Genomic DNA, 26,897 nt, shown 5'->3' on the forward strand with positions numbered 1-26,897 from the left:
GAGGACGAACGGTGGCAGAGATTTCTGAGGATCAGCTTCGCCAGAAGGCGCGAGATTTGCTGTCTGAGGTAGACCCCGCCGAGGCAACGCAGTACGAGTTTCGAGGCGCCCAATTCGACCGGGGGCTGTCTCGGGTGGACTTCCCCGAAGGCAAAGGCGGGCTCGGCCTGTCGCCCAAGGCCCAGACCGTGGTGGACGAGGAGCTGCGCAAGGGCAGCCGGTATTGGCACGATCTGAACGTCAACCCCATCGGCATTGGCATGGGCGCTCCCACCGTGTTGGCCCACGGCACCGAGGAGATGCACCACCGCCTGCTGCGGCCGCTCTACACCGGTGAGGAGATCTGGTGCCAGATGTTCAGCGAGCCTGGCGCCGGCTCCGATGTGGCTGGTTTGGCCTCCCGGGCCGAGCTTGACGGAGATGAATGGGTGGTGAATGGCCAAAAGGTGTGGACCTCGCTGGCCCATCGTTCCCGATGGGGGATGCTGGTGGCTCGCACCGACCCCGACGCTCCCAAACACCGGGGCCTCACTTATTTCGTGCTCGACATGACGCTTCCGGGAGTGGAGGTTCGTCCTCTTTACCAGATCACCGGCGAGGCTGAATTCAATGAGATTTTCCTGAACGAGGTTCGCATTCCCGACTCCATGCGGCTGGGAGAGCGGGGCCAGGGGTGGAATGTGGCCATTACCACCCTTATGAACGAGAGAGTGGCGCTCGGCGGCGGGGTTCCCGAGCGGGGCAGCGGGCTCATCGGCATCTTGGTGTCGGCTTGGGAGCGCCTAAGGGACGAAGCCGATGGCCGGGACCCTGCCAGTTGCCAGGTGCTGCGGGATCGAGTGGTGCGATTGTGGACCGAGGCCGAGGTCTTGCGGTTGACCAACTGGCGTGCTCGCACCCTGTCGTCGGCGGGCACGCCCGGTCCGGAGGGATCGGTGGGCAAGGCAGTGTCGGCCGAGTTGAATCAGCGGATCTATGAGTGCCTGATCGACGTGATGGGGTCGGAAGCCATGCTGTTCCCGCAGGGCTATCCGATGTCAAGACCCGATCAGTCAGGTAGCGCTTCCTATCGCGATCCATCGCCAGTCAAGGGCTTCCTGCGATCACGGGCCAACACCATCGAGGGCGGCACGTCTGAAGTGATGCGCAACATCCTGGGCGAGCGGGTGCTGGGACTGCCCAAGGATCCCGGAGTGGACAAGAACACTCCGTGGAGTGAGATCCCACGCAACTGAAAGCCAGCAACTGAATGAGAGTGCCCGATGGTTGAAGCTCAGCACATGCGCAGAGTGATGGAGCGGTATGCCGCCGCGGTGAGCGCCGGTGATAAGGAGGCCATTTTGTCGTTCTATGCCCCCGATGGTTCGTGCCAAGTGCCGGTGGGCGGGCCGGTACACCAGGGCATCGACGCCGTACGGGCCTTCTATGAGGGCAACGAGCTGGCCGAGACCCTGGTGTTGACCGGGCCGGTTCGGGTGGCGGGCAACGAGGCAGCGGTACCGATGGTGGCCCAGGTCTGCTTCGACGGGGTGGACTACGAACTCGATGTGGTGGATGTGGCCGTGTTCAATGACGATGGCCTGCTGACCTCGCTGCGGGCGTACTACTCGCTCGACGATCTGCGTGCTGTTTGACCAGTTGAAGAAATGGCGGCGGTGGCTGCTGTGGCTGGCTGCGCTCGGGCTGCTGCTGGGTTGGAGTCTCACATGGGCGCTGGATGCACCGCAGCGGCCGGTGCTGGCTGAGCGCGAGCAGATCCGATCCGCCGCGGTTCACATCAAAGGCACGGCCTGCGGCCAGTTCAGTGAAGGAAGCGGGTTTGTCGCCGAAACCGGCTTGGTGCTCACCAACGCCCATGTGGTTGCCGGGGTTGAGGAGATCACTGTGACCGGGCCTAACGGCGAGGCAGTAGTCGGAGAGCTAGTGGGATTCGACGCTGGTCGGGACATTGCCGCGATCTCCGTGTCGGGTCTGGATGTCTCACCGATTGTGCTGGCGCCGATGGTCGCCGCTGAGGCCGACCTGGGTGATGCCGCCACCGTTGATCGCGACGATGGCTTGGAGTTCGTTCCCTTCACGGTAAAACGCAGGATCTGGGCCAAGGGACGCGACTTCTACGGGGAGGAAGCAGAGAACCGCCGAGTACTCGAAGTTCGCTCTCTGTTGGCCGCGGGAGATTCGGGGGCCGCGCTGGTGAACGTGGACGGCCAGGTGTGGGGAATGGTGTTCGCCGTCGCCCGGGGAGGGCGCGACCAGGGCTACGCCCTCGATGTGGTTGAGATCGCCGAGTTCCTTTGACCGGACCCCGTTTTTTGGTCCAGGTGTTATGAGAGTTTTTTCGGGTTGTTTTTTGCCCATTGGTCTGCGTATTCGGCTGGGGTGAGCATGCCGAGCGCGGAGTGGGGGCGGTAGGTGTTGTAGTCGGTTTGCCAGTCGGCGACAAGTACTTGGGCCTCGAGGAGGCTGTCGAACTGCTCGATGGCGAGGAGTTCGTCTCGCATTCTGGCGCCGTATGACTCGACCCAGGGGTTCTGCCAGGGAGACCCGGGGTCGATGTAGCTGGTCTTGGTGCTGGTGAACTCGCACCAATCGCGCAGGGCCGCGGCGGTGAGCTCGGGGCCGTTGTCGCACCGGATGAACTCGGGGTGCCGGCCCCTGGCCGAGGCGATCTTGTCCAAGCACGCCACCGTCGCGTCCGCGTCGATGCTGTGGTCCACGAGGTCGGCGAGCGACTCTCGGGTGAACTCGTCGAGAACGTGCAGTATCTTGATCCTGCGGCCCGCCGCGGTCGCGTCGAACTGGTAGTCCAGCGCCCACACGTGGTCGGGGTGCTCGGCTTTGAGCAGTCCGGCGTCGGCGTCGGAGTCTCCTGTGCGCTGTCGCTTGCGCCGCTTCGGCGGCACCCGAAGGCCCTCCTCGCGCCACAGGCGCTGGACTTTCTTGCGGTTCACCGCCCAGCCGTCGCGCACCAGCACCGCATGGGCCCGCCGATACCCCCACCGGGGGCGGTTCTCGGCGAAGTCGCGCAGCTCGGCCCGCAGGTCCCGGTCGGGGTCCTGCTCGGCCGGCTCGTAGCGCTGGGTGGAGCGGTGCTGCCCGACGATCTCACACGCCCGCCGCTGCGACACCCCCAGCCGCTCGCAGAGCAGCCGGACGGCTCTGCGCCGCTGCGGCGGGCTCACCATTTTGCCCGGCTGATCTCCCGCAAAGCGTCGATCTCCAGCTCCTTGTCGGCCACGATCCGCTTCAGCCGCGCGTTCTCGGCCTCCAGCTCCTTGAGACGCTTCACGTCGTCGGCCTTGAGGCCCCCGTACTGATTGCGCCACCGATGAAACGTCGCCTCCGACACCTCCAAACGCCGCGCCACATCCGCGATCTCCGCCCCCTCGCCCAAAAGCCGATCGGCCTCCCGCAGCTTGCGCACAATCTGCTCGGGCGTGTGCCTTCGCCTCGCCATAGTCGTGATCCTCCTCCATCCAGCAACACTGGACAACGAACTCTCACAACAGGTGGACCAAACTCAGGGGGTCACGCCACCTTGCCGTGATCAACCGAGAGCCACTCCCGACCCCGCCCTGTCGGACTCTCTAGGGACGACCCCAGGGGCTAGTCTCATTCGATGCCTGTGGACTTGGACGAGCTTCTGTCACCAATGCACACCGCAGTGGTCACAATGGAATGCCAGCGGGGGGTGATCGGCGATATGGCCTCCATGGGGGGCTTGCGGGATGTGATGCTCGACCGGGGCGCCATTGACACCGGGGCCCGATTGTGCGCCGGGGCCCGAGCCGCCGAGGTGCCGGTGGTGCACTGCCTGGCCCATTTCCGGGAAGATCGAGCGGGGAGCGTGGCCAACTGCCGGATGCTGGCCGCTTCGGCCAAGATGAGCGAGCAGACCGGCGGACTTTTGATCGGGTCGGAGTCGGCCCAAGTCATCCAGGAGTTCGACCCGCAACCATCCGACATCGAGATCGCCCGCTGGCACGGGATGTCGCCGTTCATGGGGACCTCGCTCGACCAAACCCTGCGCAATCTCGGGGTTACCACGGTGGTGGCCGCCGGGGTGTCGCTCAACGTGGGGGTGATGGGCCTGGTGATCAATGCCGTTGACCTTGGCTATCAGGTGGTGCTGGCCGGCGACGCGGTAGCCGGCATCCCAGCCGACTACGGCGACGCGGTGATGGACAACACCATGGCCTTTCTCACCACCATGGTCACCGTGGACGACATTGTGGCCCGATGGGAATGACAGAAATCTCAACCACAGCGGCAAGAAATAAGTCCGTGGTTGAGCGGTTGGTGCGCGACATCGTGAACGGCGGGCAAGTGGACCTGCTCGACGAAGTGCTGGCCGCTGACTTCGTAGCCCACGGAGTGGGACCGGGGCCTGCGGGTCCTGATGGGATGCGCCGTCTGATTGCCACATGGCGCACGGCATTTCCCGATTGGCAAGACCACATCGACGAGATTGTGGCCGAAGGCGACTTGGTGGTGCTCAAGATCACAGCCGGAGGCACTCACAACGGTCCCCTGTTGGGAATCGAACCCACTGGTGAAACAGTCCAGTGGGGCATGATCGAAATGGTGCGCCTAGCCGATGGCAAGATCGTCGAGCAGTGGGGCTATTCCGACTTTGCCGATGTGGTGCGACACCTCCGTAAAGTGGCGGCGTCGCAGTCCGAACAGCAAGCTGAACTGGAGGCTTGACCATGTCCGATACCTCACCCGTCCCCGACTACGCCCAGCTCATGCGGCTCGACGGCAAAGGCTTCATCGTGCTCGGTGCCGGACAGGGAATGGGTCGCCAGTCATCCCATGCGCTGGCCCAGATGGGGGCCAAGGTGTTCTGCGTAGACCTTGAGCAGGAACGGGCCGATCAGGTGGCCAACGAGGTGGGCGGAATTGCCAGGGTGGCCGACATCACCAAGCGCGACGACGTACAGGGCTTGGTGGACGAAGCCGGTCAGGCCATGGGATCGATTGACGGAATCGTGGACATCGTGGGCGTTTCCGGATGGTCCGGGGTGCTGGACATCGATGATGCCGAATGGGACTGGCAATTCGACATGGTGCTGCGCCATGCCTATCTCATCTCTCAGATCGCCGGTCGGGCCATGAAGGAGACCGGCGGTGGCACGATGGTGTTCATCGCCTCGGTGAGCGGGCTGACTGCGGCCCCCAACCATGCCCACTACGGGGCGGCCAAGGCCGGGCTGATGGCGTGGATGCAGTCGGTGGCCATCGAGTTGGCCCCCCATGGGATCCGGGCCAACTGCGTGGCCCCCGGAACGATCCTGACCCCCCGCATGGAGGCGTTATTCGACGAGGAGCGAAAGACGATCAATAACGCCGCAGTGCCGATGGGGCACATGGGAGTGCCGTCGGACATCGCGGGGGCAGTGCTCTTCCTCTCGGCGCCCATCTCCGGTTTCATTTCCGGCCGCACCTTGGTGGTCGACGGGGGCGTAGATGCCGACTTCCCCTACGACCCGATGTAGATACACTTGTGAACATGGCAGACGAAGTGAGCGGCCCCGAGAACCGGATCGTTGTCGGAGTGGAGGGATCGGGCGGGGCCCGGGCCGCCCTTCGCTGGGCCATCAAGGAGGCCCGATATCGCGACGCCTTCGTTGACGTGGTGACCGCCTACTCCACCACCTATGTGCCAGCCTCGCCCGACTTCAACTATGTGCCGCTGGATCCCATTGACCTGGAGGCCGAGGTCAAGCGAATGCAGGACAGCATCATCAATGAGGTGCTGGCCGAGGTGAACATCGAAGGGGTGGAGATCAGGCGCCGCATGATTCGTGGCCGGGCCGCCGACACGCTGATCGCCGAGTCAGACAATGCGGCCATGCTCGTTGTGGGCTCACGGGGCCGGGGTGGTTTCCGAGGCCTGCTCTTGGGCTCGGTCAGCCAGCAGATCGCCCAGCACGGCAGCTGCCCCGTGGTGATCGTCCGCCCCGACCTGCCGACTTAATGGCTGTTGGCTGGAGATTCAAATTGATGTCGCTGCTAATGCACTCAGCGCAGCCGCATAACCCAAAGGCATAGGCACTGCGTCGCCAATCCATTTGGCAAGTTGGGTCCGAGATGGTGATGACCCAGACTCGGTGATGAAGCGGTAGTCAAGGGGGAACCCTTGGATCAACGCCGCTTCTCGAGGGGTCAGGGTACGGCGATTTGTGGGGTGGACAAAGCGGCCTCGCCCCGGCGTTGTGAAGCCTGTCGTGATGGTAGGAGCAGGCTCATCGGGCCTCATCCTTCCGTACACCGATGTGTAGCTTGTGCCGTCCTTGTGGCATTCGGGTCGCTCCGATAGTGCCAAGTCGTACTCGTTATTGTCGAACAGCCAATCAATCCGCCTCTGGTTCTCCTGATTATGCTCCGTCGGCTGATCCATCGGATCGGTGTCGTCAATGGGCCAGTTGTCAAGATGGCTGAGCGCCCACTCAAGGGTGCGGGGCTTCTCGTCTGCCAAGCAGCTTGCCACTGTGTCCAATGGGGTCGGCTCGGCGTTGAGGCATGCCACCATGAAGTACCGTCTCCGGGTTTGAGGCCAGCCCAACTTGTCTGAAGCCAGTACGCCGTCGGTCACTCGATATCCCGCCGATGCCAAGAGCGCCTTGGTCGTGGCAATCACGCTGGCGTCGTCGTGAACCACAGCAGGAACGTTCTCGATCACAATGCGTTCAATCCCGGCGGCTACCGCGAATGCGGGTACGGTGAGCATGAGGTGGTTACGCATGTCCGAGCGCCGAGAGCGGTTGTTTAGGTTGGAATGGCCTTGGCACGGTGGACCGGCGGTGAGCATGTCAGCCCGTTGAGCGGCGGTTGCCACTTGGTCGTCAAGCAACTCAGGGCGATAAGTGAACTCTGCGTTATGGCCGCTTCCCCGCACTCGGAAGTCAACCAGGGAGGTAACTGATTCGGTGCGGCGAACCCGCACATCGTGGTTTGCGGCCAGGGTCGCGGTGGCGTCGGCATCGGAGTCCACAATCACCTCGTTCACCAGGCTGAGACCCATTTCCGCGGCCAGCAGCCGGGTGCCCAGCGCCAGCCCTCCCGATCCGCAGAACAGGTCGGCGACACTTAGCCGGTCGGTGACTTCGGCTGGCGAAGGAAGCTGCCCTTCCAAATAGGCGGTCCACCACACTCCCAACGGATCTAGTTGTGCGGTTCTCTCATCGCCTGGATGCACCTTTACTGATGACTCGACAACCCGCGACCCCAGCCTGAGTCGGCGGACCAGCCGGTCGGCATCAAGGTAGAAGCTCTGATCAGCTTGCAGATCACCAAGATGCTGGTTGCCCAGCGTTTGAAGTGGGTTGGAGACGGTCAATGCTGCTCCTCGTCGTGATTACCCAATCCGGTCCGCAATTCCCTTAAGAGGTCTTCGGCCTCAGGTTGGCTGTGGAGGTTCAAGAGCATATTGGACCAAGTCCGATTGACCCGTTTGGCGAACTCCCTTAAGTCACTAGTCATAAGGCGGTCGGCGGCCTGTTGCTTGACCATTGCCCTAGTCAGAGTGGGTGCGGTGGCGGTACGGACCCGTATCACATGGCTGCGCCAGAAGTCGATGGCGCGGGGGAGATGGTAAGCAAGATCAGCATGTTCAGCACCTCCCAAAGCCGCAACTCTCAGGAACATCCGGAGTAGGACACACTCCGCTTGGTTTCTTCCGTCGATGTACTTCATATGGTTGCCGTTCTCAAACGGCTTTTTCTCTCTCCAAGCGATGAAGTCCCAGAAATAGTCAATGCTCAGGTAACGCCAGAAGCCGGGGTCGTCTAGTACCGGAACAGGAACGGGCATATCGATTTCGTGTGCGGGCCGGAGCGCGTTGTAGAGGTGCTTTGCTGCCTCCCCCTCGATCGGATCCTTGTCGCTCACCGAGCGGTTTTCGTCAATTAGCTTCGAGCACCTATTCGACGCCTCTTTGAGGTGGCCGAGGTTGAGTTCATTGCCCTCCCCTATCCACTGAGCCTCAATGTTGGGTTGATGATCTGGTGAGTTCAACCGCTCTTCGGCAAGTTCTCGACAAGCGCTCAATGTCAGCGTTGGATACCTCACGAGTCCTCCGAGAATGAGTCGAGCAGGGTGTTTCGCACTCGCAGGGCATCTTCGGCGAGGGCGATGAGGCGGGCTGGCTTGGAGCGCGCGTCGTTGATGAGCTGATTGCGGCGAGCGGCATCAGACCCAGACCCGGCGATGAGCCCGATGATCCGGCCCAGAAGGGAGTCTTGGAGGGTCTCCCAGGTGGCGCACTCAAGCTCATCGGCCCGGTCTGTGCAGGCCAGCACTACGCCGGATATGAAGTCGCAAGCCAGTTGGGTTTGGAGAGCCCTACCGACAGGGGAACTGGCTGCGTGATCAATCTGAGTCAACAGGTCCGTGTCTACATAAAATTCGGGCTGTTCGCTCTCGTCGTAGGGCTCAAGTGGGTTGTGTTCGCCGATACTGAAGTAGCGGACGGTGCCCTTGGGGAGGTTGAGCCGCTGTCGGGCGTCATCGTCGAGCGGCGTGGGCCGGAACATCTCCTTGGCGATCTCGGTTTCGAGTCGGAAGCCGACTTTGGCCAGCCATGTTCCTTTGCGCCAAGGCTTGAGCGGGACAGGTGGTTGGTCGGCCAACAGCGCCACATATGCAACGATGACCGTGCCGTGGGTACTGGCTTGCAGTGCAGCGGTACGGTGAACGCCGGCGAATTCGCGTGTGCGGGGGAGCGTGTCGAGATCGTCCAAGCTATGGCACAGCAGGATGTCGGTAATCCTCAGGTACTTGGTGTAGGCGGTGACGACAAGGCCCAGGGAGGCGGGTTCGCATCCTGTTTCTTCCACGCCAGAGGCCAGCGCTTTCTTGAAGTCGGTGAACTCGGATTCGCCGGTCGCCCAGGCCAGTTCGGGTTTAGTTCGCAGCCATTCCTCATGCGGGCCCACCACGATTTTTTGGTCAGGCTCACAGATTTGGTCGCCCATGTGGAATCGCACGCCCTCCAGTGCCCGATGGAACTCAACGGGAGCTGAGAATGGCCGAACAGGGCGGGTCTCCTTGTACATCTGCTATTCGCTCGCGACGGAATCCCTGGGTAGCAGGTCAGCCTCTGCGAAGACCGTGCCCGCCCAAAGTGCGAGGTGCGGATTGCTGGCGAACTCAAAAGTGGCTGGACTGTCTCGGTGGAGCATCCCGATAAAGGTGCCCGGGTCTTCGATGGCGTCGAATCCCACAGGAGCCTTGATCCTGAGGTTCCCCCCTTTTCGTGGAGACATGCTCTATAAGGAGGAGCTATGTCCAGACCGCGAAGAGATTATGACCGGGAGTTCCGTGATGGGGCTGTCCGGATCGTCAAGGAGACCGGCCGGCCGGTGGCCCACGTCGCCCGGGAGCTCGGCGTCAACGAGGGCACGCTCGGGAATTGGGTGCGCCGGGACCGAGACGAGCGCTCGGGCGGGCTGAGCGGCGACGAGCGGGCCGAGCTGGCCCGGCTGCGCCGCCGGGTCGCCGAGCTGGAGATGGAGCGTGATGTGCTCAAACGATCCGTGGTCCTTTGGGTCAACGAGGCGACGCGGTGACCGCAGGGTTCATCGCGGCCCAAAGGACCGACCACGGTGTGCCTCACTCTGTGGCTTGCAGAGCGCTGGGCGTGGCGGAATCCACGTTCTACAAGCACCTCGACCGGCCGCTGACCGATCGGCAGCGGCGTCGCCGGGCGCTGGACGCCGAGGTGAAAAAGGCGTTCGACGAATCGGACGGCACCTACGGGTCGCCCAGGGTGCGCGCCCGGCTGCGACGCGATGGCCTGTCGGTGTCGAAGAAGACGGTGGAGGCCTCGATGGCCCGCCAGGGCCTGTGCGCCCGCCCCAAACGCAAAAAGGGCCTCACCAGCCCCGACAGCTCCCATGCGGCCCCCACAGACCTTCTGGGCCGCGACTTCAGCGCGACAGGGGTCAACCAGAAATGGTGCGGCGACTTCAAACAGGTTCCCACCGCCGAGGGCCCGGTGTTCCTCGCGACCGTCGAGGACCTCTACTCCAGGCGCATGGTCGGCTTCGCCACCTCCGACCGGTACCCGACCGCCGAGCTGGCCAAACAGGCCATCAACACCGCGGTCGCCACCAGAGGCGGCAACGTCAAAGGCGTCATCTTCCACTCGGACAAGGGATCGCAATACACCTCAGAAGCCTTCGCCGCCGCCTGCCGGCGGCTCGGCATCTCACGGTCCACCGGAAGAACCGGCAACGCGCTGGACAACGCGCCGGCCGAGTCGTTCTTCTCCACCCTCCAACACGAGCTCATCTCACGCCGAGCCTGGACCACCAGAGCCCGGGCCCGACGAGAAATCACCCTATGGGTCCACACCTGGTACAACCAGCACCGCCTCCACTCCGCAATCGGAATGACCAGCCCCGTAGAATACGAACAGGCCCACAACCCCGACCCTCAAAAACAAACTCTCCACGATTAGGGGGGAAGCTCAATCCCCAGTTCGGCCCGATCACCGGAACGGCCATCCTCGTCGAAGAGATAGCGAAGACGGATGAGAGCTGTTGAGTGGTCGCCGTCGTAGTTGTCGCTCAAGGCAAACTCAGCTTGACCAGTGACTCGCACCTGTTTGTTGTCCACCGGTTCAGCCATCGGGGTCAAGTGGATGGTCACCGGTCGGGGCTCAGGGGCAGGTCCCTGCTTACCCGGGCCCGCACCTCTCATGATCTTGGCCATGATGCGGTCAAATTCGGGAAGGCGCACTTGTTCTTGTGGCCGAGGCGGTGGTTTGAGCTCATCTCTGAATTTGTTGACATGCCTCCTTATTCGATCGAGCAATATGCGGGCCGCTTCATAGTTGGCCGCGGTAGTACTGGTGTCGGAGTCGTCATCGGACTTGGTCTGCCAGGCATCATGACTCTTGGGCTCGGTGTCGCGTAGAGCGTCGTCGATGGAGTTGTCTGCGATGAACGCTCCCCGAACGAAAGGCATTGTTCTGCCCGCGTTCCAGTACTCCACCACCATACGGGGCTTTCGCATCAACGCGACCAGGCTACGGTGGTCGGTGAGGTTGGGGGCTTCGGTTTGAGTTTGGTGGGGATAAGACCAGTCGTCCGGGTTCACAACTAGCCCGAGCATCCCGGGTGAGGAGAAGTCGCCGATTGATTGCAGCCTGTGAACACGCTTGAAAGGGTGGGTGTTGTCCTGGGACACGGTGGCCGTTTCGTAAGCCTCGATGAACGAACGGAGCACCGGATCTCGCCGGGGTCTTGGATGGAGTATCTGTCCGTTGGGCTGGCTGATCGCCACAGAAAACTCGATGGATGGATCCTCCAGTGCAGGCCACCAGTAGCGTTCAACCGCCCGCTGAAGGTCCTCAGCCTCTACAAGCGGTTCGATAACAAGGAACGTGGTGCCTGGGCCCGTGCTGTCCCTGCGCTCGGGGCTGCGATGTGAAAGACCTAGGGAAGAAGCAACTTCATCGGCTTTCTCGTTCAGATAGGGGACGATGTTGCCACCGTCAGTCCCTTCACCGAAACGGGCGAATCCTGTAAACCTGCCCTCTTCCAACTTGTGGTCACCCCAATAGGTCATGCCGAATAGACGCCTGGTTACCCCAGGTTCCTCAGACCGTTCAGGAAAGCATGTGTAGGCAATGACAGTGCGGGTGGCTGATCCTCGGATTAAACCGGCCTTGCCATAGCCATAGGACCCTCCCCCTTCTCTCTTCGGTGTCCACCCAAGAGTGGCTAGAGCCAGGTACATTCGCGATTCACCGCTCTCCCAACTCCCGTACATGCCGGTGGTGCCGGTCTCGCTGATCACCAGATGCGGAAGAGTGCGCGAAGGGGAATCCAACTCATCCAGGCAAAGATGGTCGGCTAAGCCGAGGTCCCGCCTGCGGTACTCATCAGCTTGTATCTCATAGTCGTGGACTCGTTGAGCGAGTTGGTTCAGGGCGAGAGCGGTGATCAAATTGGCCTTATCCAAGCCAGAGGCGGTCTTGAAGTCGAATAGCAGCTCAAAATCAAGAGGGGGATCATTGCTGTGTGCCTGAGCCTCAAGAGCCGCGTCCCATGAGTTCTGGATGACCTCGCGAGCCATCACCGTCGCGTTTGACGGTGGAGCGTTGAGGACGAACACGCCAGGTTCTTTGACCGGCTCGTTGCGGAATAGCTTGGAGATGTCACCCGAGGTGCTTGTTCGGCTGGGGTCAAACTCTTCCCAAACCCACTCTTGCATCAGTTCTCACCCCCGGCCAGGTGCATCCGGCCATGGGATGACTTTAACAGAGCATGCGAGACCAGGCGTTCCTAAGGAGTTCGACGATTCAGTTGAGCTGGTTGTAGTGGGGAGGTCTTCAGTTGTGGCGATCCAGCCAGATTTGGAGGCTTTGGGTCGTCCAGGTCGGCACGCCGGTGCCCAGGAAGTCGTTGTCGTTGGTCCACACGGCCGCGCTCAGGGCCAGGGCGCAGGCAACCACGGGCCAGTCGGTGGGATCGCGTTGTGAGCGTGCTTGAGCCTCGTCTCTGAACGGCATGTAGATCTCTGACCCAACCACGGCCAGGTTGTTGTCGATGGCTTGAAGAGAGATCATGAGCAGGGCATCTCGTTCATCGGGGTTGAGTCCGGCAGAGTCTGAGAAGGCTCTTATTCGGCGGGGCAACTCTACGTGGGCCTCTGCCAGCATTTGCTCTGGCAGATAAAGATCTAGCCGCGGGTCACTCAGGCGTTGCCTTCCCTTGATTCTCAGTAGGTCGCCCACCAACACGCTGGTGTCGACCACCAGCAGCATCAGCCCTGTTGGTCTTCGGGCACAAGGGCACGAACTAGGTCTTCCTCATTCAGGCCCGTTTGGGCTAATACTCGCTCGACTACTTCGCCTACTCGATCAAGCGATTCGTCGATTTCTCGGCGATTGTGCTTTGGCTTTGGGACCGGCACGAAGAATCCGACCGGTTTGCCATGGCGCTCGATGCGGATCGTCTCCCCCAGCTTCATCAGCGTGGTGGCTTGATCCCTGAATTCCCTGACTCCAACCGAGCGCATGACCGGACTCCTTACAGTAGTGGCTATCAATGTAGCCACAATTTAGGTTAGCTCTTCGGGTCTCTAATTCGGCGCGTCATTATGCAATTCCACGATGGCCTTGCCCCAAGTGCGGCGCTGGTAGATGGCGTCGAGGGCGGTGGGGACATCCTCAAAGGCATAGGGGGGAAATACCGGGGGATCGAGACTGCCTTCTTCGAGGAGGGCGAATATCTCCTGTCGGGCTCGTTCTGACGGCTCGGGATTGCGACCCACCGAAGCGCCCCAATGGACGCCGACCACGGAGTAGTTCTTCAACAAGATGTGATTGGTGGGGGCATCGGCGATTCGTCCGCTGGTGAAGCCAATCACCAGTAGCCGGCCGTCCCACGCCATGCACCGGCGGGACCGGTCGAACACGTCGCCCCCCACCGGGTCGAAGCACACGTCCACTCCTCGGCCTTCGGTGTGGGCCCGCACCAAGTCGACGAAATCGGGGGTTTCCCGGTAGTCGATGGCCAGTTCCACTCCCATCTCTTTGAGCAGGGCGGTTTTCTCCGGGCCGCCGGCGGTGGCGAAGACCCTTGCGCCTGCGATCAGGCCGAGCTGCACCGCAGCCGAGCCCACTCCGCCCATTCCGGCGTGAACGAGCAAGGTCTCGCGTTCGGCCAAATGCCCTCGGTCGTGGAGGGCGAACCACGATGTGCCGTAGTTCACTAGCGCCGCGGCGGCTGCTCCGGCCGTTACTCCTTCGGCCAGCTTGTGAACGCCGCTGGCCCGCAGCGCAGTCTGCTCGGCCAGTGACCCACCGCCGATACCCACCACTCGGTCGCCGACGGCCAAGTGGTCAACCCCGTCGCCGAGTTCCCGTACCCGGCCCACCACCTCGGTACACGGCGACCACGGCAGCTTGGTCTCCATTTGGTAGAGGCCCCGAGCCATGAGGCAGTCCACAAATGTCAGCCCCACCGCTTCAACATCCACCACCACTTGGCCGGAGGCTGCCTCCGGGGGGTCGACTTGCTCCAGCTGGAGAAGCTCGACCGGGTCGCCCAGCTCATGTTGTCGCCAAATCCGCATCAGCTTCCCTTGGTGTCGGCACTTGAACCGGCCGCGGCGGGGCGGTCCACCACCGACTTGATGCTCTCCAAGGCCCGCTGTTTGAAATCTTGCACCGACGGCACATTGCCGGCCAGGGCCTGGTACTCCGACATGGTGCGGATGGCGTTGCGAGTGCCCATCGCCTCCATGCCCCGATGCACACTGCGCTTGTTGATCTGTTGAAGATCGGACGGGACCCGGGCCACCCGCTGGGCCATCTCCAGCACCTGCTCTTCCAGTTCAGCCTCGGGATAGGCCCGGTTGGCGAATCCCATGGCCGCCGCCTCGGTACCGGAGTAGGAGTCGCCGGTGAGCATCATCTCCATGGCGTTGCGGAATCCCACCAGCCAGGGGTGGTAGTTGAAATCGGGCGGGCTCAGCACCCGCACTACCGGGTGGCCGATGTCGGCGTTGTCGGCCACATAGACCAAGTCGCAGGCCGCGGCCAGCTCCGACGCTCCGGCCAAGGCGTAGCCATGGATTTGGGCTATGACTGGCTTGGCCAGTTCCCAGATGGCCAGCCAGCTGTCGGTTACATGGCGGGACCACTGCCCATCGCCGCCCGCCGTGTAATGAGGCGGATCATCCATGAGCGAGTCGGACAGGTCGTAGCCCGACGAGAAACACGGACCTGCTCCCCGGATTATCGACACCCGCACGCCGTCGTCGATATCGGCGGCTTGGAGGGCTGCCAATAGCTCTTTCCTCATGGGGGTGCTGATGGCGTTGCGCTTCTCCGGCCGGTTCAGCGTTATGCGCCGGACATGAGGCGCAGGATCATCGATCAGGATCAGCTCGTAGGACATGACCTGACCCTATAACGACCGGCGCCCCGGACCCGAAGGCCCGGGGCGCCGAGTGTATTGATCAGTTGGTGGTGTTACTGGGTACGAAGCCTACGGCTGAGGCCGAGCACCATCGCACCGGCGAGCACCACTGCGAGAGCAACGATGGCCAGCAGCGGCGTGTTCGAGCCGGTATCAGCCAGCATGTCGTCGCCCATGTCGTCGCCCATGTCGTCGCCCATGTCGTCGCCCATGTCGTCGCCCATGTCGTCGCCCATGTCGTCGCCCATGTCGTCGCCCATGTCGTCGCCCATGTCGTCGCCCATGTCGTCGCCCATGTCGTCGCCCATGTCGTCGCCCATGTCGTCGCCCATGTCGTCGCCCATGTCGTCGCCCATGTCGTCGCCCATGTCGTCGCCCATGTCGTCGCCCATGTCGTCGCCCATGTCGTCGCCCATGTCGTCGCCCATGTCGTCGCCCATGTCGTCGCCCATGTCGTCGCCCATGTCGTCGCCCATGTCGTCGCCCATGTCGTCGCCCATGTCGTCGCCCATGTCGTCGCCCATGTCGTCCATTGCTCCGACAGTCACGGCAACTGTGACAACGTCGCGCTGAATTGGGTTGCCCATCCAGAAGACGATTCCGTCTTCACCGATCTCTACGTCTTCCATCGTGACGCTGAATGTGCCATCTCCGTTATCAGTAGCCGGGGTACCGGAGAGGGGGCATAGGCTGACGAAGGTAGTTGCGTCGATCGCATCAGGATCACCAGTACTACAGGCCGCTGCACTCACGGTCGTCGACTCCATGAAACCGGAACCGGTCAGGGTTATTGAGTAAGTTCCAGCCGCTTCAACCGATGCCGGATCGGCAGAAGCGGTAGGCCCATCCTGTGCAGATGCGGCGCTTGCTCCTATCCAGGTGACAAGCGCCATTGCCATCGCGATGAATACCAACTTGGTCTTGGTCATGACACAACTCCTTGGGCCGAGCCGACACCAGTCCAGGCCCCTACTCCGATAAGTTGCAAAACCCTAGCGCGGCATCTCGTTTGTGTCACCTATTTGAAAGTGAACAGTGATATGTCAGATGCGGCTAAAAACGACCGGTGCCCCGGACCCGAAGGCCCGGGGCACCGAGTGTTCAGTTCAGGAGGTGGTGTTACAGGGTGCGCAGCCGGCGGCTGAGACCAAACACCATCACACCGGCAAGGGCGATGCCCGCACCGATGATCACCAACAGCGACGTTTCCACGCCAGTGTCAGCCAGCATGTCGTCCATGCCGATCTCTACGGCAATGTTTGCCGCCTCGCCGTCTGGAACGAGCTCAAAGATCAGGAACGTGACACCAGCATCGGTGACTTCCACACCTTCCACTGAGATGGGGTCGCCACTGGTAGCATCTTGCGGGCTACCGAAACCGCCGCAGAACTGCATCAGTGTGGCCTGTCCCCATCCATCAGGCCCGGGGTCTGCTGTGTTGCAGATAGCCAGGTTTGTGGCAGATGTGGTGAAGCCAGTGGGCGTCAACGTGAAGTCGTAAGTGCCGGGCTCGGGTACAGAGGCCGGATCAGCGGTCAGCGTCTGGTCCTGTGCCGAGGCGGACCCGGCGAACAAGAAACCGACCAGCGCCATTGCCAACCCAACGAAAATCAACTTAGTCTTGGTCATAGTTGTGTCTCCTTGGACCAAGCCAATGGTCGGCCGGCCCCTACTCGGATAATTGAGGTCAGACTTTAGCCTCTACAGACGCTGATGTCATTTATTCCGAAAGGCATGCCGTGAGCGCAGGGACATTGAGGTTCCCCGGCTAGTGTGCCCGGCGTGGACTCGGTGCGGAATTTCCGACCATTGGGCGGCCAGACCACGGTGGACGGTCGGCGGGTGCGGACAGGGCTTGTGTATCGGTCGGCCCACTTGGCTGAGGCTTCCGACGCAGACTTGGACAGGCTGGTTGAGCTGGGTATTCGCACGGTCTTTGATTTCCGAAACCAGGGCGACCTTGCCGTGGAGGGTCCCAACCGACTGCCCGATGGGGTGGAGCAGATCTCGCTGCCGATGGTCGACCCGGCGAACCAGTCAGGGCTTCGGACCGACTATTCCAAGCTGAGCGCCGAGGAACTAGAAGAGCGTTTCGGCAATGGAAAGGCCTTCCAGTGGATGAAGGAGGCGTCGGGTAGGTCGGTGAGCGACCCAGTGCGGACAGGTCAATTCGGACGATTTGTTCAAGGGCTGCTGATGCCGGGAGCGGTTCCGGTGCTGTTCAATTGCAGCGCGGGCAAAGACCGCACCGGCTGGGCCGCGAGCATTCTGCTGCTGGCCGTGGGGGTTCCGGAGCAGCAGGTGGTGGACCACTACCTGGAGACCAACCAGCACGTGGTTCCCGGCCGTTATGGCGACTTGATGATGCCGCTCATGTCGGTACACGAGGACTACTTCGCCGAGCAGATGAGAGTGCTGGCCGATACCTGGGGCACCTTCGACCAGTACTGGACCGACGGCTTGGGTCTAGACGGCAAGCACCGACAGGCCTTACGGGAACTGCTGCTGGATTAGGGAGTCCTCAGTTCGCCGATGTTGTGGACGGGGGCGAGAGTGTCTTGGAGGTAGTCGGGGCCCTCCAGGGTGTCGACGAACCAGCCGGTGGGGCACATGGTGAGGATCTCCACCAGGCTGAATCCGGCCCCGGCCATCTGGGACTCGTAGGCCCTGGTTATGTAGCGCTTGGTGCGGGCCACGTTGCCGGCGTTGTTCACGGCGCACCGGGCGACATAGGCCGCGCCGTCCATGGTGGCGGCGAGATCGGAAAGCAGAATCGGGTGGCCGTGCTGGTGGGGGTCGCGTCCTTCAATTGAGGTCTTGGTGCGCTGGCCCAGGGTGGTGGTTGTCGTCATCTGGCCGCCGGTCTCGCCGAACACCCCGTTGTTCAGCAGTAAACAAGTGATGTTCTCGCCCCGGGCGGCGGCGTGCAGCACCTCTTGGAGACCCTCGTTCACCATGTCGCCATCGCCTTGGACGGTGACCACGAATCCATCGGGCAGCATCCGCTTGATGCCTGTGGCCACCGACGGGGCCCGGCCGTGCAGGGCTTGCACCACCTCCACGTCGAGGTTGTGGGCGAAGGCCGTGTAGCAGCCGATGCCGAACACCGTGATCGTGGACTGGGCCAGTTCCAGTTCTTCGATGGCCTCCATGGCGGCCCGGATGGCGATGGGCTCACCGCAGCCCGGGCAGAGGTGGTGATTGGCCTGGGTGATGAGCGTGGGGGTGAAGTCGTCCACCAACGCGGCGGGCTCAGCGGGCGGCGTGTCGGTGGAGATGAAGATCTGGTCGTTGCTCATGGCCCGTGTTTCCTCATGTAAGGGCTTCCAAGATGCGCTCGGAGATATCAGGCACGTTGATGTCGGGTCCGATCCCGAAGCCAGAGTGGTCCCAACTGGGGCCTCCGATGAACTCCACTGGCACCGCCCCCATCGTAGCCAAGCGCACATCGTCGACCATCTGGCCCATGTTCTGCTCGTACACCGCCACCTTGGCCGAACCTGCTACCGCGGTGTGTACGGCCTCCGAAGGAAACGGCCACAGGGTTATGGGCCTCACGTAGCCCACCCGGTGACCGGCGTCGCGCAGTCGCAGACAGGCGTAGCGCACGAACTTGCCCACCGAGCCGTAAGCGGCCACCACCAACTCGGCGTCTTCGCAGAAGCCGATGTCCACCAGCGGGTCGACTCCGGCGGACATCTCTTGGATGTGGGCCGCACACGCCGCGTAGTGGGCGCCCAAGTCGAATCCCTCCTCGCCCTCAACTCCGCCGCCCAACGGGGAGATGATCTTGGCCGACCCCGACCCCCCCGAAGACCCGTTCAGGGCCCAGTCGGGCACTTCGGGGGCGGCGCCTTCTATGGGGGGCACCGATACCGCTTGGTAGGTGTGGGCCAAGTAGTAGTCCCCCAGCACCATCACCGGGGTTCGCCACTGACTGGCCAACTCGAACGCCAGCCGGGTCAACTCCACCGCCTCGGGCACGTCCATGGGGGCCAGCACGATGTGGCGGTAGTCGCCGTGGCCTCCGCCTCGGGTGGCCTGGAAGTAGTCGCCCTGGCCCCGGGCCATGTTGAACACCACCAGCGGCAGGCGGGCGTTGGTGATCTCCGACAGAGACTCTTGCATCAGCGACAGCCCTTGGCCGGTAGACCCGGTGGCGGCCATATGGCCGGTGGTGGCCGCCCCCCAGGCCATGCCCACTGCTTCCAACTCGCTCTCGGCGTTCATGCACACGCCGTCTACCTCGGGCAGCAGGGAGGCCATGTGCTCGAGCAGCTCGGTGAACGGGGTCATGGGGTATCCCGTGAAGAACCGGCAGCCAGCGGCCACCGCAGCACGGGCTATGGCCTCCGATCCCTCCAGCAGCGACCGGTCGCTCATTGATGGGTGCCCTCGCCGATGGGCAATTCGAGGGGGGTGTCGTACTTGTACACCTGGAACACGAAGTCGGGACAGATCTGGGCGCAAGCCTGACAGCCGGTACAACCGGCCAGCAGGCGGGGGTAGCGGTAGCCGCGGGTGTTGACCTCGTAGTCGGTCATTTCCAGGACCCGGGGTGGGCAGGCATCGATGCACAAGTCGCACCCCTTGCAGGCTTCGACGTCGATGACCACGGTGCCCCGAACAGTGATGGTGCTCACGCTGCCATCTCCCAGCCGGCAGCCAGCGCCCCCTCGTTGGCCTCTATGAGCTGGCTGCGGTAGGGCGGCACCGAACGGCGCATGCCTTCTGTGAGTCCGTGCAGACTCACCAGCCCGGACTTCCGTCCGTACACCCCGGACATGACCATGGCGGCCAGCAGCGGGTTGCCCAGATCTGTAGCCACATCGGTGGCGGGGATCTCTACGACTTGGTAGCGGTCCGCGTCCAGCTCGTCCTCGAATACCGATGCGTTGACCAGCACCAAACCGTTGTCGCGGATGCGCTCTCGCAGGGGGGTCCAGTACTGGTGATGCATCAAGATGGCTGACCAGGTGGTCGACAGCACCGGGGGTGCCTCGATGGGCTGGTCGCTGATCACCACCGTGCTGTCGGTGTTTCCACCCCGCATCATGCCGCCATAGCTGCCGAACACCAGCACCTCTTTGCCGTCGACGGTCGCCCCTTGGGCGATGACCTGGGCGGCCAGTTGCACCCCTTGGCCGCCGATCCCGGTGAGCATCAGCTCTCGCTCCCCGGAGCTCATCGACTCTGCGTGACTGGCCGGTTCGACACCGCTCACCGGCTCTGCGTGACTGGCCGGTTCGACACCGCTCACCGGCTCTTCCAGTTTGGAGGGCGTTTCTCCACGAACGCCCGAGGTCCTTCTTTGAAGTCCTCAGTGCCGAACAGCGCCTGGCCAGCTCGGGTGGCGATCTTGAAGGCTTCGGCCTCCGTGGTCTCCAGCCCGTCGAGCAGCGCCTGGCGAGCACCCCTGACCGCCAATGGCGGATTGGCGATGATGCGCTCGGCCAGCGCCCGGGCTTCGGCCAGTGCTTGGCCGGGTTCGCACACCACATTCACCAGGCCCAGGGAATGGGCCCGGTGGACATCGATGGTGTCACCGATCAGCGCCATTTCCATGGCGATGTTCACGGGAATTCGGCGCGGGAGTCGGCTAACGCCCCCCTCAGAGGCAATCAGCGATCGCTTGACCTCGGGAATGCCGAAGACGGCTTCGGTGGACGCCACCACCAGGTCGCAGGCCAGCACCATCTCAAAGCCCCCGGCCACCGCGGGACGATCCACCGCGGCAATGACCGGCTTGGCGCGCTGTCGGCGAGAGAAGTGGCCGAAGCCGTGCTCCGGGTGCATGATTCCCGCGGTTCGCCCCTCGGAAATCGCCTTCAGATCGGCACCGGCGCAGAACACCCGGCCGTTGCCGGCCAAGATGGCCACCCACACCTCATCATCGGCGTCGAATTGTTCGAATGCCTCGCCCAGGGCCGCGGACAGCTCCGGGCTCATGGCATTGCGAGACTCGGGTCGGTTCATCGTGATGACCGCAACTCGGTCTTCGGCTTCGTAGATGGCCAGGCTCATCGCGCCTCTCCCTACTCCGGATCTCTGACCTTCAGCAGCTGCTTGCCCTGGTTGGCCCCGGAGAACAGCCGCAAGAACGTTGTCGGGATGTTGTCGAACCCCTCTTGTATGTCGGTCTGGAAGGCGATCTCCCCGGCAGCCACCCATTGCCCGAGATCTTCGACGGCCGCGGGCACCCGGTCCATGTGGTCGAACATGACAAAGCCTTGGATGGTGAGGCGCTTTTCGATGATCTGGAACATGTTGGAGGGTCCCGACCGGCGCATGCCCTGGTTGTAGGTGGAGATGGCGCCGCAGCTGGCTATGCGTCCCCCTTGGGCCATGTGGTTCATGACTGTCTCCAGCATGTCACCGCCCACATTGTCGAAGTACACGTCCACGCCATCGGGGCAGAGCTCGGCCAGGCGGGCGCCCACATCCTCGTTCTTGTAGTCGATGGCTGCGTCCAGGCGGGCCTCCTCTAGGAGCCACCTGCACTTGTCCGCTCCGCCGGCGATGCCCACCGACCGGCAGCCCTTGATCCGGGCGATTTGGGCGGCCACCGACCCGGTGGCCCCGGCCGCCCCCGACGTCAACACGGTCTCGCCCGATTGGGTGCGGCCGATGTCGAGCAGGCCGATGTAGGCGGTCAGCCCGGTTCCCCCCAGCGGACCCAGCATCACCGGGATGGGCGTGTCAGGAGGCACCACTCTGGTCTGCTCACCCACCACCTCGTAGTCCTGCCAACTCATCATGCCGCTGACCAGGTCGCCCGCTTTCAGTGCTGGGGTGTTGGAGGCAACCACCTGGGAAACGCCGGGCGCCAGCATGGGCGTGCCCAACGGCACAGGTGGCATGTAGGTGATGAAGTCCTCCAACCACGTGCGCATAGCCGGCTCGAAGCTGAGATAGCACAGCCGGGCCAGTGCCTGACCGTCGCCCGGTTCGGGGATATCGGTTTCCCGGTACTCGAAGTTGTCCACACCCACCGGCCCGTCGGGCCTAGTGGCGTAGATCCACTGGCGGTTCATTCCGCCAACCTACTCCGGCAGATGGACGCAGCCCCTCAGCGAGCCGGGCGGACTCGCATCATCATCGTGGCCATCAAGCGGTCGCCCTTGCCCAGATCCCTGATCTCGGCCACAACCCAGCCCGACGAAGGGTCGCCCATCCAGCGACAGGTGCTGTACACCGGGCCGATCTTTCCCCCCAGCAGATAGCGGATGTCCATGTCGGCCACCGCGTGGGGCGAGCCGAATTCATGCTCGGCCAGGGTCTCGGCTCCCACTTCGCCTACAAGGGTGACCATGGTGCCCTGCATGATGCCCGCAGGGTTGAGCAGCTGTGGGGTGAGCTCCACCTCTACGTGGCCGGCGGCGGCATCCACCACCTCGATTCCGGCCACTTCGGCCAGGGGTTGGTCGATGTCAGGGAGTCCCATGAGGTCGGGCCGGGGAGGATCGTGGATGGGTTTGGCTGGGTCGCCGGGACGTTGGTGATGGCGCCCGAAGCCGATCTGGGCGTAGCCCACTTCGGTGCCATCGGGGTTGCTAAAGCGGCACTCGCAGGTCAGCGTGCTGGCTCCGGCCCGCAGCACCTCGGCGTGTACGTCGATCTGGTCGGGCAGGGGGACGTCGGCGGTGCGGAGCTGGAAGTCGGTGGTGAAGTGCCAGCATTCGGGATCTTCCTTCTCGCCGATCATGCCCCCGGTGATGTCGGCGGCCAGCATCAGCACCGAGGGCCTCACCTGGCCGCCGTGGCACTGCTCGTCGAACACCCGGAGCCTTCCGTAGCCGGGCTGGGAGTTGGGGTCGCAGTAAATCCCCAACTGGGCCAGAAGCGTGAACGTCGGAGGTGCTGATGCAGGGACGGTCATGGCCCCTTAGTTCTAGACGGTGGTGCCCTCCAGCACCGTGTTCTTGAAGAAGTCGGGGCGGGCTTCGGAGAAGAAGCGGTGGGCGTTGCTGAAGGTGAAGGCCCGGAATTGGTCTTCGTTCAGCCATCCGTGCTCCACCTGCTCATATACCTCGGGGAGCACTTCGGACATATCGGGAACATCCCAGTGACCCACGTCGGAGGAGAAGATGGCGTTGAGGGTTGCGCCTTCAGGCAGGGCGCCGTCGAAGGCCAGCCGCACCAGCGGGTCGTCGGCTTCGCAGCCGAACCAATAGGAGCGGTCGATCTGCTCGAGGATATCTTCGGGGCAGGTGATGCCAGCGGCCTCGAAGTCGTGGACGACCTGATCAGAGCCGATGCCCTTCTGCATCGCTTTTCCGAAGCCAGCGGGCAGATCGATGGGGTCGTTGGCCTCGGCCAGCAGGGATTCGAAGTACTCGGGCTCAAAGAGGGCCGGGTCGTAGGCCTTGAGTCCTTCGGGGCCGCGCTTTTCCCAGTGGCTGAGGAGGTCGCACACCATCTGGGCGCCCCAGGTGACCCCGCCTTCCAGGAAGCCGAGGCGCAGATCGGGAAAACGGTGGGTGACCCCGCCGAAGAAGATCGACTTGGCTGTGGCCTCGCTGGCCGTTCCGAAGTTGCCCATGTGGTTGTAGGTGAAGTTGCTAACTGAGCGTCGGCCGTCCCAGCCCATTGATCCGGAGTGGAGGCTGGCCGGGGTTTGCAGATCCACCAGGCGCTGCCACAGGGGGTCGTAGTCGTAGGCCGAGTCGAGGCCCAGGGAGTCGATCCACGTGGCCATCTCACCACCGGCCGGCACCTGGCGGGGAACGAACCCGCCGATCATCACTGCTTTGAAACCGAGCTCGGTGACCGCAAAGTCGAGTTGTTCAATGGCCTCGTCTGGAGTGTGGGTGGGAATGGCGGCCACCGGGGTCAGGCGGTCTTGCAGGCCCTGGTAGCTGTCGGACAGGTAGCGATTGAGCGCCCGGCAGAGCTTGTTCCGCACGTCGTCGTCGCGATAGGCGGGGAAGTTGAGGCCGATGCTGGGATAGCACACTGCGAAGTCCATGCCCAGCTCCTCGATGCGGTCGTGGAACATCGCTGGAGACACCGCGGTGGCGAAGTCCCGGGTGTTGGCCAGCGGCAGCGCCCACCACGGTCCCCGGAAGGAGCGCCGGGACAGCCGCTCATCGGCAGGCAGGCCCGACCAATTGGGCTCTCCGTTGAACGAGCAGTTGGCCATCTGGGGGTACAGCCCGCCCTCGAGCCCCTCGTCGAGGCAGTACTGGTGGAGGGCCGGGTAGTGCTCGAACACGTGCCCATCGGCGTCGATGATGGGATGGCCGAGGTCGGCCCGGATGTCGGCGGCGGATCGCTGGCTGCTCATGGCCAAACGCTACCTACTACCGTTGGCAATTGTCTCAGTGACACCCGATTGAGAAGGTTCAAATCATGAGCACCGTCGCACCCGTTCGTCCTTGCATCTCGGCTGACTCGCACGTCACCGAGCCCGACAACACCTATATCGACTACATCGACCCCAAGTTCCGGGATCGGGCGCCACGTGTGGATTGGGACGACGCCATGGGGGCGTTCATGTCGATCGACAACGGCCGCAATCGGATGCCCTATGGAATGATCGCGGCCGCGGGCAAGAGCTGGCATGAGATCAGCCTTTCCAGCGGCACCCGCTGGGAGGATCTGCACCCCGGCGGTTACGACCCGGTGGCCCGGCTGGATGAGCAAGACCGAGATGGAGTGGTGGCCGAGGTGATCTACCCGTCGGTGGGCATGACCATCTGCAACCACCCCGACGCCGACTACAAGAAGGCGTGCTTCGATGCCTACAACCGCTGGATTGCCGAGTTCAACTCCCACGCTCCGGAGCGGCTGATCGGCTTGGGCCAGACCGCGGTGCGGTCGGTGGATGAGGCCATCGCCGACTTGGAGGCCATGAAGGCCCTCGGACTCAAAGGCGTCATGCTTCCCGGCTATCCGGCTTCGGGGATCGACTACGACGCCCCCGAATTCGACGCCTTCTGGGAGGCGTCGGTATCGATGGGCATGCCGCTGTCATTCCACATCCTCACCTCGGGCAACGACCACCCCATGGCCGCCCAGTTCCGGGGGCCCAAGATCAACTCGTTCCTGGGCATCATCAGGGGGAACCAGGACATCATCGGCACGCTGATCTTCGGCGGAGTGTTCGAGCGCCATCCCGACCTGCGGGTGGTGTGCGTGGAGGCCGACGCCGGTTGGGCGCCCCACTGGATGTATCGGGCCGACCACGCCTACAACCGCCACCGCAACTGGCTAGAGAGCGCCGAGCTGTCCAAGAAGCCCAGCGACTACTTCCGGGAGAACGTCTACCTCACATTCCAAGACGACTGGGTGGCGTTCAAGCTGCTCGATCTGATGAACGTGAACCGGGTGATGTGGGCCAACGACCACCCCCATTCCGATGCCACCTGGCCTTGGTCACAGGAGATGCTCACCGAGCAGACCACCCACATGACCGACCACCAAATCGACCGCGTCCTCCGCGACAACTGCGCCGAGCTCTACGGGCTGACGGTCTGAACGGAGTTCTGGCGACCCCCACCGGTGTCATTGCCATGATTTGATTGTGCCTGTGCGCAGGTGGGTACTGCCCTTGGCGGTCGTGTCGATGACTGCTGCGCTCAGCTGCCAGTCGGACCCGTCGATTCTGGAACAGGCTCTAGACCCTGGCACTGCGGTACCGAGTGAGGGGTCGTCGCCCACAGTTGTGGTCTCGCCGTTAGCTTCGCCATCGGCAACGTCAACGGCATTGCCAAATGCGACGGCGGACCCCACTAGGGCTGCTCAGACACCGGCGCTGACTGAGGTCCCCACATCAATCGAGACCCAGGAGCCCGAGGCTCCTATCGAGGTTCGGGAGCCAACCAATATTCCAGGCCCAACGACAAGCGCAAGGGGAACGGTGTACTCCGTTTCTCCACTTGAGAAGCCATTACCGGGTGATACCACTCTGGAAGGGGAGCCTTTCGGAACGACTGGGAACATACCCTCAGCGATCGTTGCTTCCACAGAGGAGTGCGACATTGTCTCGGTGGAATCGCAGACAGGTGGGGTGAGGGTTCTCGCCGACTTCAGCGCCTATAGCGGGAAGGCAAGGGTGTTCGACGAGTGCAGCGATCAGGGATTGGAGTACCAGGAGTACACCGGAAAGGCGGAGATTGCCCCCGGCTTTATCGAAGATCTGGAGTGGGTCGATCCGAAGTACGTCCTGATAGGCAGGTGCTGCGAGCCGGCGATTGGAAGGTTCGAGATCTTGGACATCGATGACCACGACCGGCCGTATTGGCTAGCTCTCAACGGGTCCTACCCCTCGGTCAATGACCGGGGCGAACTCGTGTTCAGCGAGCTGGGGGCCAGCGGTGGTCTTGCCTCATTTGGAATTTTGCCTCTTGTAATTGGCTACGACGACGATTCTGATCCCAGTCGTCCTTTCTTTGCGACGGCAGGTGATGTCTCCTTCCACCATCTAATGGCAGAGGACGGCGAGGGTCCCGGCCTGAACAGTTTCGCTACCCGGACTTCATGGGTTGAAGGCAACTCCATTGCATTGGGCATTTGGACTCTGATGGAGGATCAAGGCTTCTTTCCGTGGGTGATGCTGATTGACCTCGATATAGGTCCCATCGCGGCCAACGCTCGGGGCTTGGGATGGATGCTGCCTACAGGGGATCGATTCGGGAATCTTGTGGTCGCCCAGCAGCATTGCTTCGGCTATTTGTCGGAGTGCATCGGGTCGCCGGGGAAGGTCGTGGTGGTCGACTCTGGGACGCTGGTTCCGCTCTATGAAGTCGATGTTGAGGACACGATTGTCGACATGGACTTGGTGCGGGGGTGGTTGCTGGTAACGCTGGTTGATGGTCGGATGGGCGTTCTGGATTTGGCCGATGGGACGTTCAATGTCTTGGCCAACGGCATCCGCAATGCGGTTTGGCAGGAGTAGGCGGGCCAGTCGGCAGTCAACCCTGGTTGGGAGGAAAAAAGTCGGGTTTACCTGCGGTT

Annotated in this window: 31 protein-coding genes; 12 read left to right on the top strand and 19 right to left on the bottom strand. The window is 62.8% G+C overall.

Going from position 1 to position 26,897, the window contains the following annotated elements:
* Positions 1 to 11: 11 nt before the first annotated feature.
* The 3 genes from ACOQPI_RS06985 to ACOQPI_RS06995 are packed head-to-tail and all read left to right on the top strand — an operon-like array spanning position 12 to position 2,298.
* Complete coding sequence (locus ACOQPI_RS06985; protein WP_420618957.1) at positions 12 to 1,235, top strand: acyl-CoA dehydrogenase family protein; 1,224 nt, start codon at positions 12 to 14, stop codon at positions 1,233 to 1,235.
* Between the two features lie 45 nt (positions 1,236 to 1,280).
* Positions 1,281 to 1,634 (top strand): nuclear transport factor 2 family protein, encoded by a 354-nt coding sequence (locus ACOQPI_RS06990; RefSeq protein ID WP_420618958.1) that lies wholly within the window; start codon positions 1,281 to 1,283, stop codon positions 1,632 to 1,634.
* Positions 1,624 to 2,298: a trypsin-like peptidase domain-containing protein gene (locus ACOQPI_RS06995; RefSeq protein ID WP_420618959.1), complete on the top strand. Its 675-nt coding sequence runs from the start codon at positions 1,624 to 1,626 to the stop codon at positions 2,296 to 2,298. The genes ACOQPI_RS06990 and ACOQPI_RS06995 overlap by 11 nt, the downstream gene beginning before the upstream one ends.
* Before the next feature lie 26 nt (positions 2,299 to 2,324).
* On the opposite strand, the gene ACOQPI_RS07000 is transcribed toward ACOQPI_RS06995, so the two are convergent.
* Positions 2,325 to 3,457 (bottom strand): IS3 family transposase gene (locus ACOQPI_RS07000; RefSeq protein WP_420617741.1). Its coding sequence is split into 2 segments (ribosomal slippage): positions 2,325 to 3,199 and positions 3,199 to 3,457, totalling 1,134 coding nucleotides; the frame shifts between segments, so codons are not numbered across the junction.
* Between the two features lie 162 nt (positions 3,458 to 3,619).
* Between ACOQPI_RS07000 and ACOQPI_RS07005 the strand changes: the two genes are divergently transcribed.
* From ACOQPI_RS07005 to ACOQPI_RS07020, 4 genes are read left to right on the top strand one after another with little or no spacing between them, the layout of a single operon-like run.
* Entirely contained in the window at positions 3,620 to 4,249 is a 630-nt protein-coding gene (locus ACOQPI_RS07005; protein WP_420618960.1) for a cysteine hydrolase, read from the top strand.
* A gap of 35 nt (positions 4,250 to 4,284) precedes the next feature.
* A complete protein-coding gene (locus ACOQPI_RS07010; RefSeq protein WP_420618961.1) occupies positions 4,285 to 4,707 on the top strand; it encodes an ester cyclase in 423 nt (140 codons plus the stop codon).
* A gap of 2 nt (positions 4,708 to 4,709) precedes the next feature.
* Positions 4,710 to 5,498: an SDR family NAD(P)-dependent oxidoreductase gene (locus tag ACOQPI_RS07015; RefSeq protein ID WP_420618962.1), complete on the top strand. Its 789-nt coding sequence runs from the start codon at positions 4,710 to 4,712 to the stop codon at positions 5,496 to 5,498.
* 14 nt (positions 5,499 to 5,512) lie between these two features.
* Positions 5,513 to 5,980, top strand: coding sequence for a universal stress protein (locus tag ACOQPI_RS07020; RefSeq protein WP_420618963.1), 468 nt, complete (start codon positions 5,513 to 5,515; stop codon positions 5,978 to 5,980).
* A gap of 18 nt (positions 5,981 to 5,998) precedes the next feature.
* On the opposite strand, the gene ACOQPI_RS07025 is transcribed toward ACOQPI_RS07020, so the two are convergent.
* The 3 genes from ACOQPI_RS07025 to ACOQPI_RS07035 are packed head-to-tail and all read right to left on the bottom strand — an operon-like array spanning position 5,999 to position 8,942.
* Positions 5,999 to 7,342, bottom strand: coding sequence for a DNA cytosine methyltransferase (locus ACOQPI_RS07025; RefSeq protein WP_420618964.1), 1,344 nt, complete (start codon positions 7,340 to 7,342; stop codon positions 5,999 to 6,001).
* Positions 7,339 to 8,073 carry a hypothetical protein gene (locus tag ACOQPI_RS07030; RefSeq protein WP_420618965.1) on the bottom strand — a complete coding sequence of 245 codons (735 nt, stop codon included), beginning with the start codon at positions 8,071 to 8,073 and terminating at the stop codon, positions 7,339 to 7,341. Before ACOQPI_RS07030 ends, ACOQPI_RS07025 begins: the two co-directional genes overlap by 4 nt.
* On the bottom strand, positions 8,070 to 8,942 hold the full coding sequence (locus ACOQPI_RS07035; protein WP_420618966.1) for a hypothetical protein: 873 nt from the start codon (positions 8,940 to 8,942) through the stop codon (positions 8,070 to 8,072). The genes ACOQPI_RS07030 and ACOQPI_RS07035 overlap by 4 nt, the downstream gene beginning before the upstream one ends.
* 345 nt (positions 8,943 to 9,287) lie before the next feature.
* On the opposite strand from ACOQPI_RS07035, the gene ACOQPI_RS07040 reads away from it, so the two are divergent.
* Together ACOQPI_RS07040 and ACOQPI_RS07045 are read left to right on the top strand one after the other, a co-directional pair.
* Complete coding sequence (locus ACOQPI_RS07040; RefSeq protein ID WP_420618060.1) at positions 9,288 to 9,572, top strand: transposase; 285 nt, start codon at positions 9,288 to 9,290, stop codon at positions 9,570 to 9,572.
* A complete protein-coding gene (locus ACOQPI_RS07045; protein ID WP_420618059.1) occupies positions 9,569 to 10,465 on the top strand; it encodes an IS3 family transposase in 897 nt (298 codons plus the stop codon). The genes ACOQPI_RS07040 and ACOQPI_RS07045 overlap by 4 nt, the downstream gene beginning before the upstream one ends.
* Here ACOQPI_RS07045 and ACOQPI_RS07050 read toward each other — a convergent pair.
* The 7 genes from ACOQPI_RS07050 to ACOQPI_RS07080 form a co-directional block, all read right to left on the bottom strand.
* Entirely contained in the window at positions 10,462 to 12,225 is a 1,764-nt protein-coding gene (locus tag ACOQPI_RS07050; RefSeq protein ID WP_420618967.1) for a hypothetical protein, read from the bottom strand. The genes ACOQPI_RS07045 and ACOQPI_RS07050 overlap by 4 nt on opposite strands.
* A gap of 118 nt (positions 12,226 to 12,343) precedes the next feature.
* Positions 12,344 to 12,778, bottom strand: a complete 435-nt coding sequence (locus ACOQPI_RS07055; RefSeq protein ID WP_420618968.1) for a PIN domain-containing protein — start codon at positions 12,776 to 12,778, stop codon at positions 12,344 to 12,346.
* Positions 12,778 to 13,032, bottom strand: a complete 255-nt coding sequence (locus ACOQPI_RS07060; protein WP_420618969.1) for a type II toxin-antitoxin system Phd/YefM family antitoxin — start codon at positions 13,030 to 13,032, stop codon at positions 12,778 to 12,780. The genes ACOQPI_RS07055 and ACOQPI_RS07060 overlap by 1 nt, the downstream gene beginning before the upstream one ends.
* 63 nt (positions 13,033 to 13,095) lie before the next feature.
* Positions 13,096 to 14,091, bottom strand: a complete 996-nt coding sequence (locus ACOQPI_RS07065) for an NADPH:quinone oxidoreductase family protein (protein ID WP_420618970.1) — start codon at positions 14,089 to 14,091, stop codon at positions 13,096 to 13,098.
* Positions 14,091 to 14,918 carry an enoyl-CoA hydratase/isomerase family protein gene (locus ACOQPI_RS07070; RefSeq protein ID WP_420618971.1) on the bottom strand — a complete coding sequence of 276 codons (828 nt, stop codon included), beginning with the start codon at positions 14,916 to 14,918 and terminating at the stop codon, positions 14,091 to 14,093. Before ACOQPI_RS07070 ends, ACOQPI_RS07065 begins: the two co-directional genes overlap by 1 nt.
* A 74-nt stretch (positions 14,919 to 14,992) precedes the next feature.
* A complete protein-coding gene (locus ACOQPI_RS07075; RefSeq protein ID WP_420618972.1) occupies positions 14,993 to 15,568 on the bottom strand; it encodes an LPXTG cell wall anchor domain-containing protein in 576 nt (191 codons plus the stop codon).
* A gap of 490 nt (positions 15,569 to 16,058) precedes the next feature.
* Positions 16,059 to 16,568, bottom strand: a complete 510-nt coding sequence (locus tag ACOQPI_RS07080) for a hypothetical protein (protein ID WP_420618973.1) — start codon at positions 16,566 to 16,568, stop codon at positions 16,059 to 16,061.
* A 153-nt stretch (positions 16,569 to 16,721) separates the two neighbouring features.
* On the opposite strand from ACOQPI_RS07080, the gene ACOQPI_RS07085 reads away from it, so the two are divergent.
* Entirely contained in the window at positions 16,722 to 17,453 is a 732-nt protein-coding gene (locus ACOQPI_RS07085) for a tyrosine-protein phosphatase (protein ID WP_420618974.1), read from the top strand.
* On the opposite strand, the gene ACOQPI_RS07090 is transcribed toward ACOQPI_RS07085, so the two are convergent.
* The 8 genes from ACOQPI_RS07090 to ACOQPI_RS07125 form a co-directional block, all read right to left on the bottom strand.
* Complete coding sequence (locus ACOQPI_RS07090; protein WP_420618975.1) at positions 17,450 to 18,238, bottom strand: thiamine pyrophosphate-dependent enzyme; 789 nt, start codon at positions 18,236 to 18,238, stop codon at positions 17,450 to 17,452. The genes ACOQPI_RS07085 and ACOQPI_RS07090 overlap by 4 nt on opposite strands.
* Positions 18,239 to 18,251: 13 nt before the next feature.
* Positions 18,252 to 19,322: a hypothetical protein gene (locus ACOQPI_RS07095; RefSeq protein ID WP_420618976.1), complete on the bottom strand. Its 1,071-nt coding sequence runs from the start codon at positions 19,320 to 19,322 to the stop codon at positions 18,252 to 18,254.
* A complete protein-coding gene (locus ACOQPI_RS07100; RefSeq protein WP_420618977.1) occupies positions 19,319 to 19,582 on the bottom strand; it encodes a 4Fe-4S dicluster domain-containing protein in 264 nt (87 codons plus the stop codon). Before ACOQPI_RS07100 ends, ACOQPI_RS07095 begins: the two co-directional genes overlap by 4 nt.
* Positions 19,579 to 20,127, bottom strand: coding sequence for a 2-oxoacid:acceptor oxidoreductase family protein (locus tag ACOQPI_RS07105; RefSeq protein ID WP_420618978.1), 549 nt, complete (start codon positions 20,125 to 20,127; stop codon positions 19,579 to 19,581). Before ACOQPI_RS07105 ends, ACOQPI_RS07100 begins: the two co-directional genes overlap by 4 nt.
* A 68-nt stretch (positions 20,128 to 20,195) precedes the next feature.
* On the bottom strand, positions 20,196 to 20,963 hold the full coding sequence (locus ACOQPI_RS07110) for a crotonase/enoyl-CoA hydratase family protein (RefSeq protein ID WP_420618979.1): 768 nt from the start codon (positions 20,961 to 20,963) through the stop codon (positions 20,196 to 20,198).
* 11 nt (positions 20,964 to 20,974) lie between these two features.
* Positions 20,975 to 21,973: an NADP-dependent oxidoreductase gene (locus ACOQPI_RS07115; protein WP_420618980.1), complete on the bottom strand. Its 999-nt coding sequence runs from the start codon at positions 21,971 to 21,973 to the stop codon at positions 20,975 to 20,977.
* Between the two features lie 35 nt (positions 21,974 to 22,008).
* A complete protein-coding gene (locus ACOQPI_RS07120; protein WP_420618981.1) occupies positions 22,009 to 22,818 on the bottom strand; it encodes a hypothetical protein in 810 nt (269 codons plus the stop codon).
* A 12-nt stretch (positions 22,819 to 22,830) separates the two neighbouring features.
* Positions 22,831 to 24,225, bottom strand: a complete 1,395-nt coding sequence (locus ACOQPI_RS07125) for an amidohydrolase family protein (RefSeq protein WP_420618982.1) — start codon at positions 24,223 to 24,225, stop codon at positions 22,831 to 22,833.
* A 65-nt stretch (positions 24,226 to 24,290) separates the two neighbouring features.
* Between ACOQPI_RS07125 and ACOQPI_RS07130 the strand changes: the two genes are divergently transcribed.
* The gene (locus tag ACOQPI_RS07130) at positions 24,291 to 25,418 is read left to right on the top strand and encodes an amidohydrolase family protein (protein ID WP_420618983.1); all 1,128 of its coding nucleotides are present in this window, start codon (positions 24,291 to 24,293) and stop codon (positions 25,416 to 25,418) included.
* A 382-nt stretch (positions 25,419 to 25,800) separates the two neighbouring features.
* The gene (locus ACOQPI_RS07135; protein ID WP_420618984.1) at positions 25,801 to 26,838 is read left to right on the top strand and encodes a hypothetical protein; all 1,038 of its coding nucleotides are present in this window, start codon (positions 25,801 to 25,803) and stop codon (positions 26,836 to 26,838) included.
* Positions 26,839 to 26,897: the final 59 nt, after the last annotated feature.

Origin of the sequence: Candidatus Poriferisocius sp. (genome assembly GCF_965219815.1) — a bacterium.
In the GTDB taxonomy this organism is placed as follows: domain Bacteria; phylum Actinomycetota; class Acidimicrobiia; order Acidimicrobiales; family Bin134; genus Poriferisocius.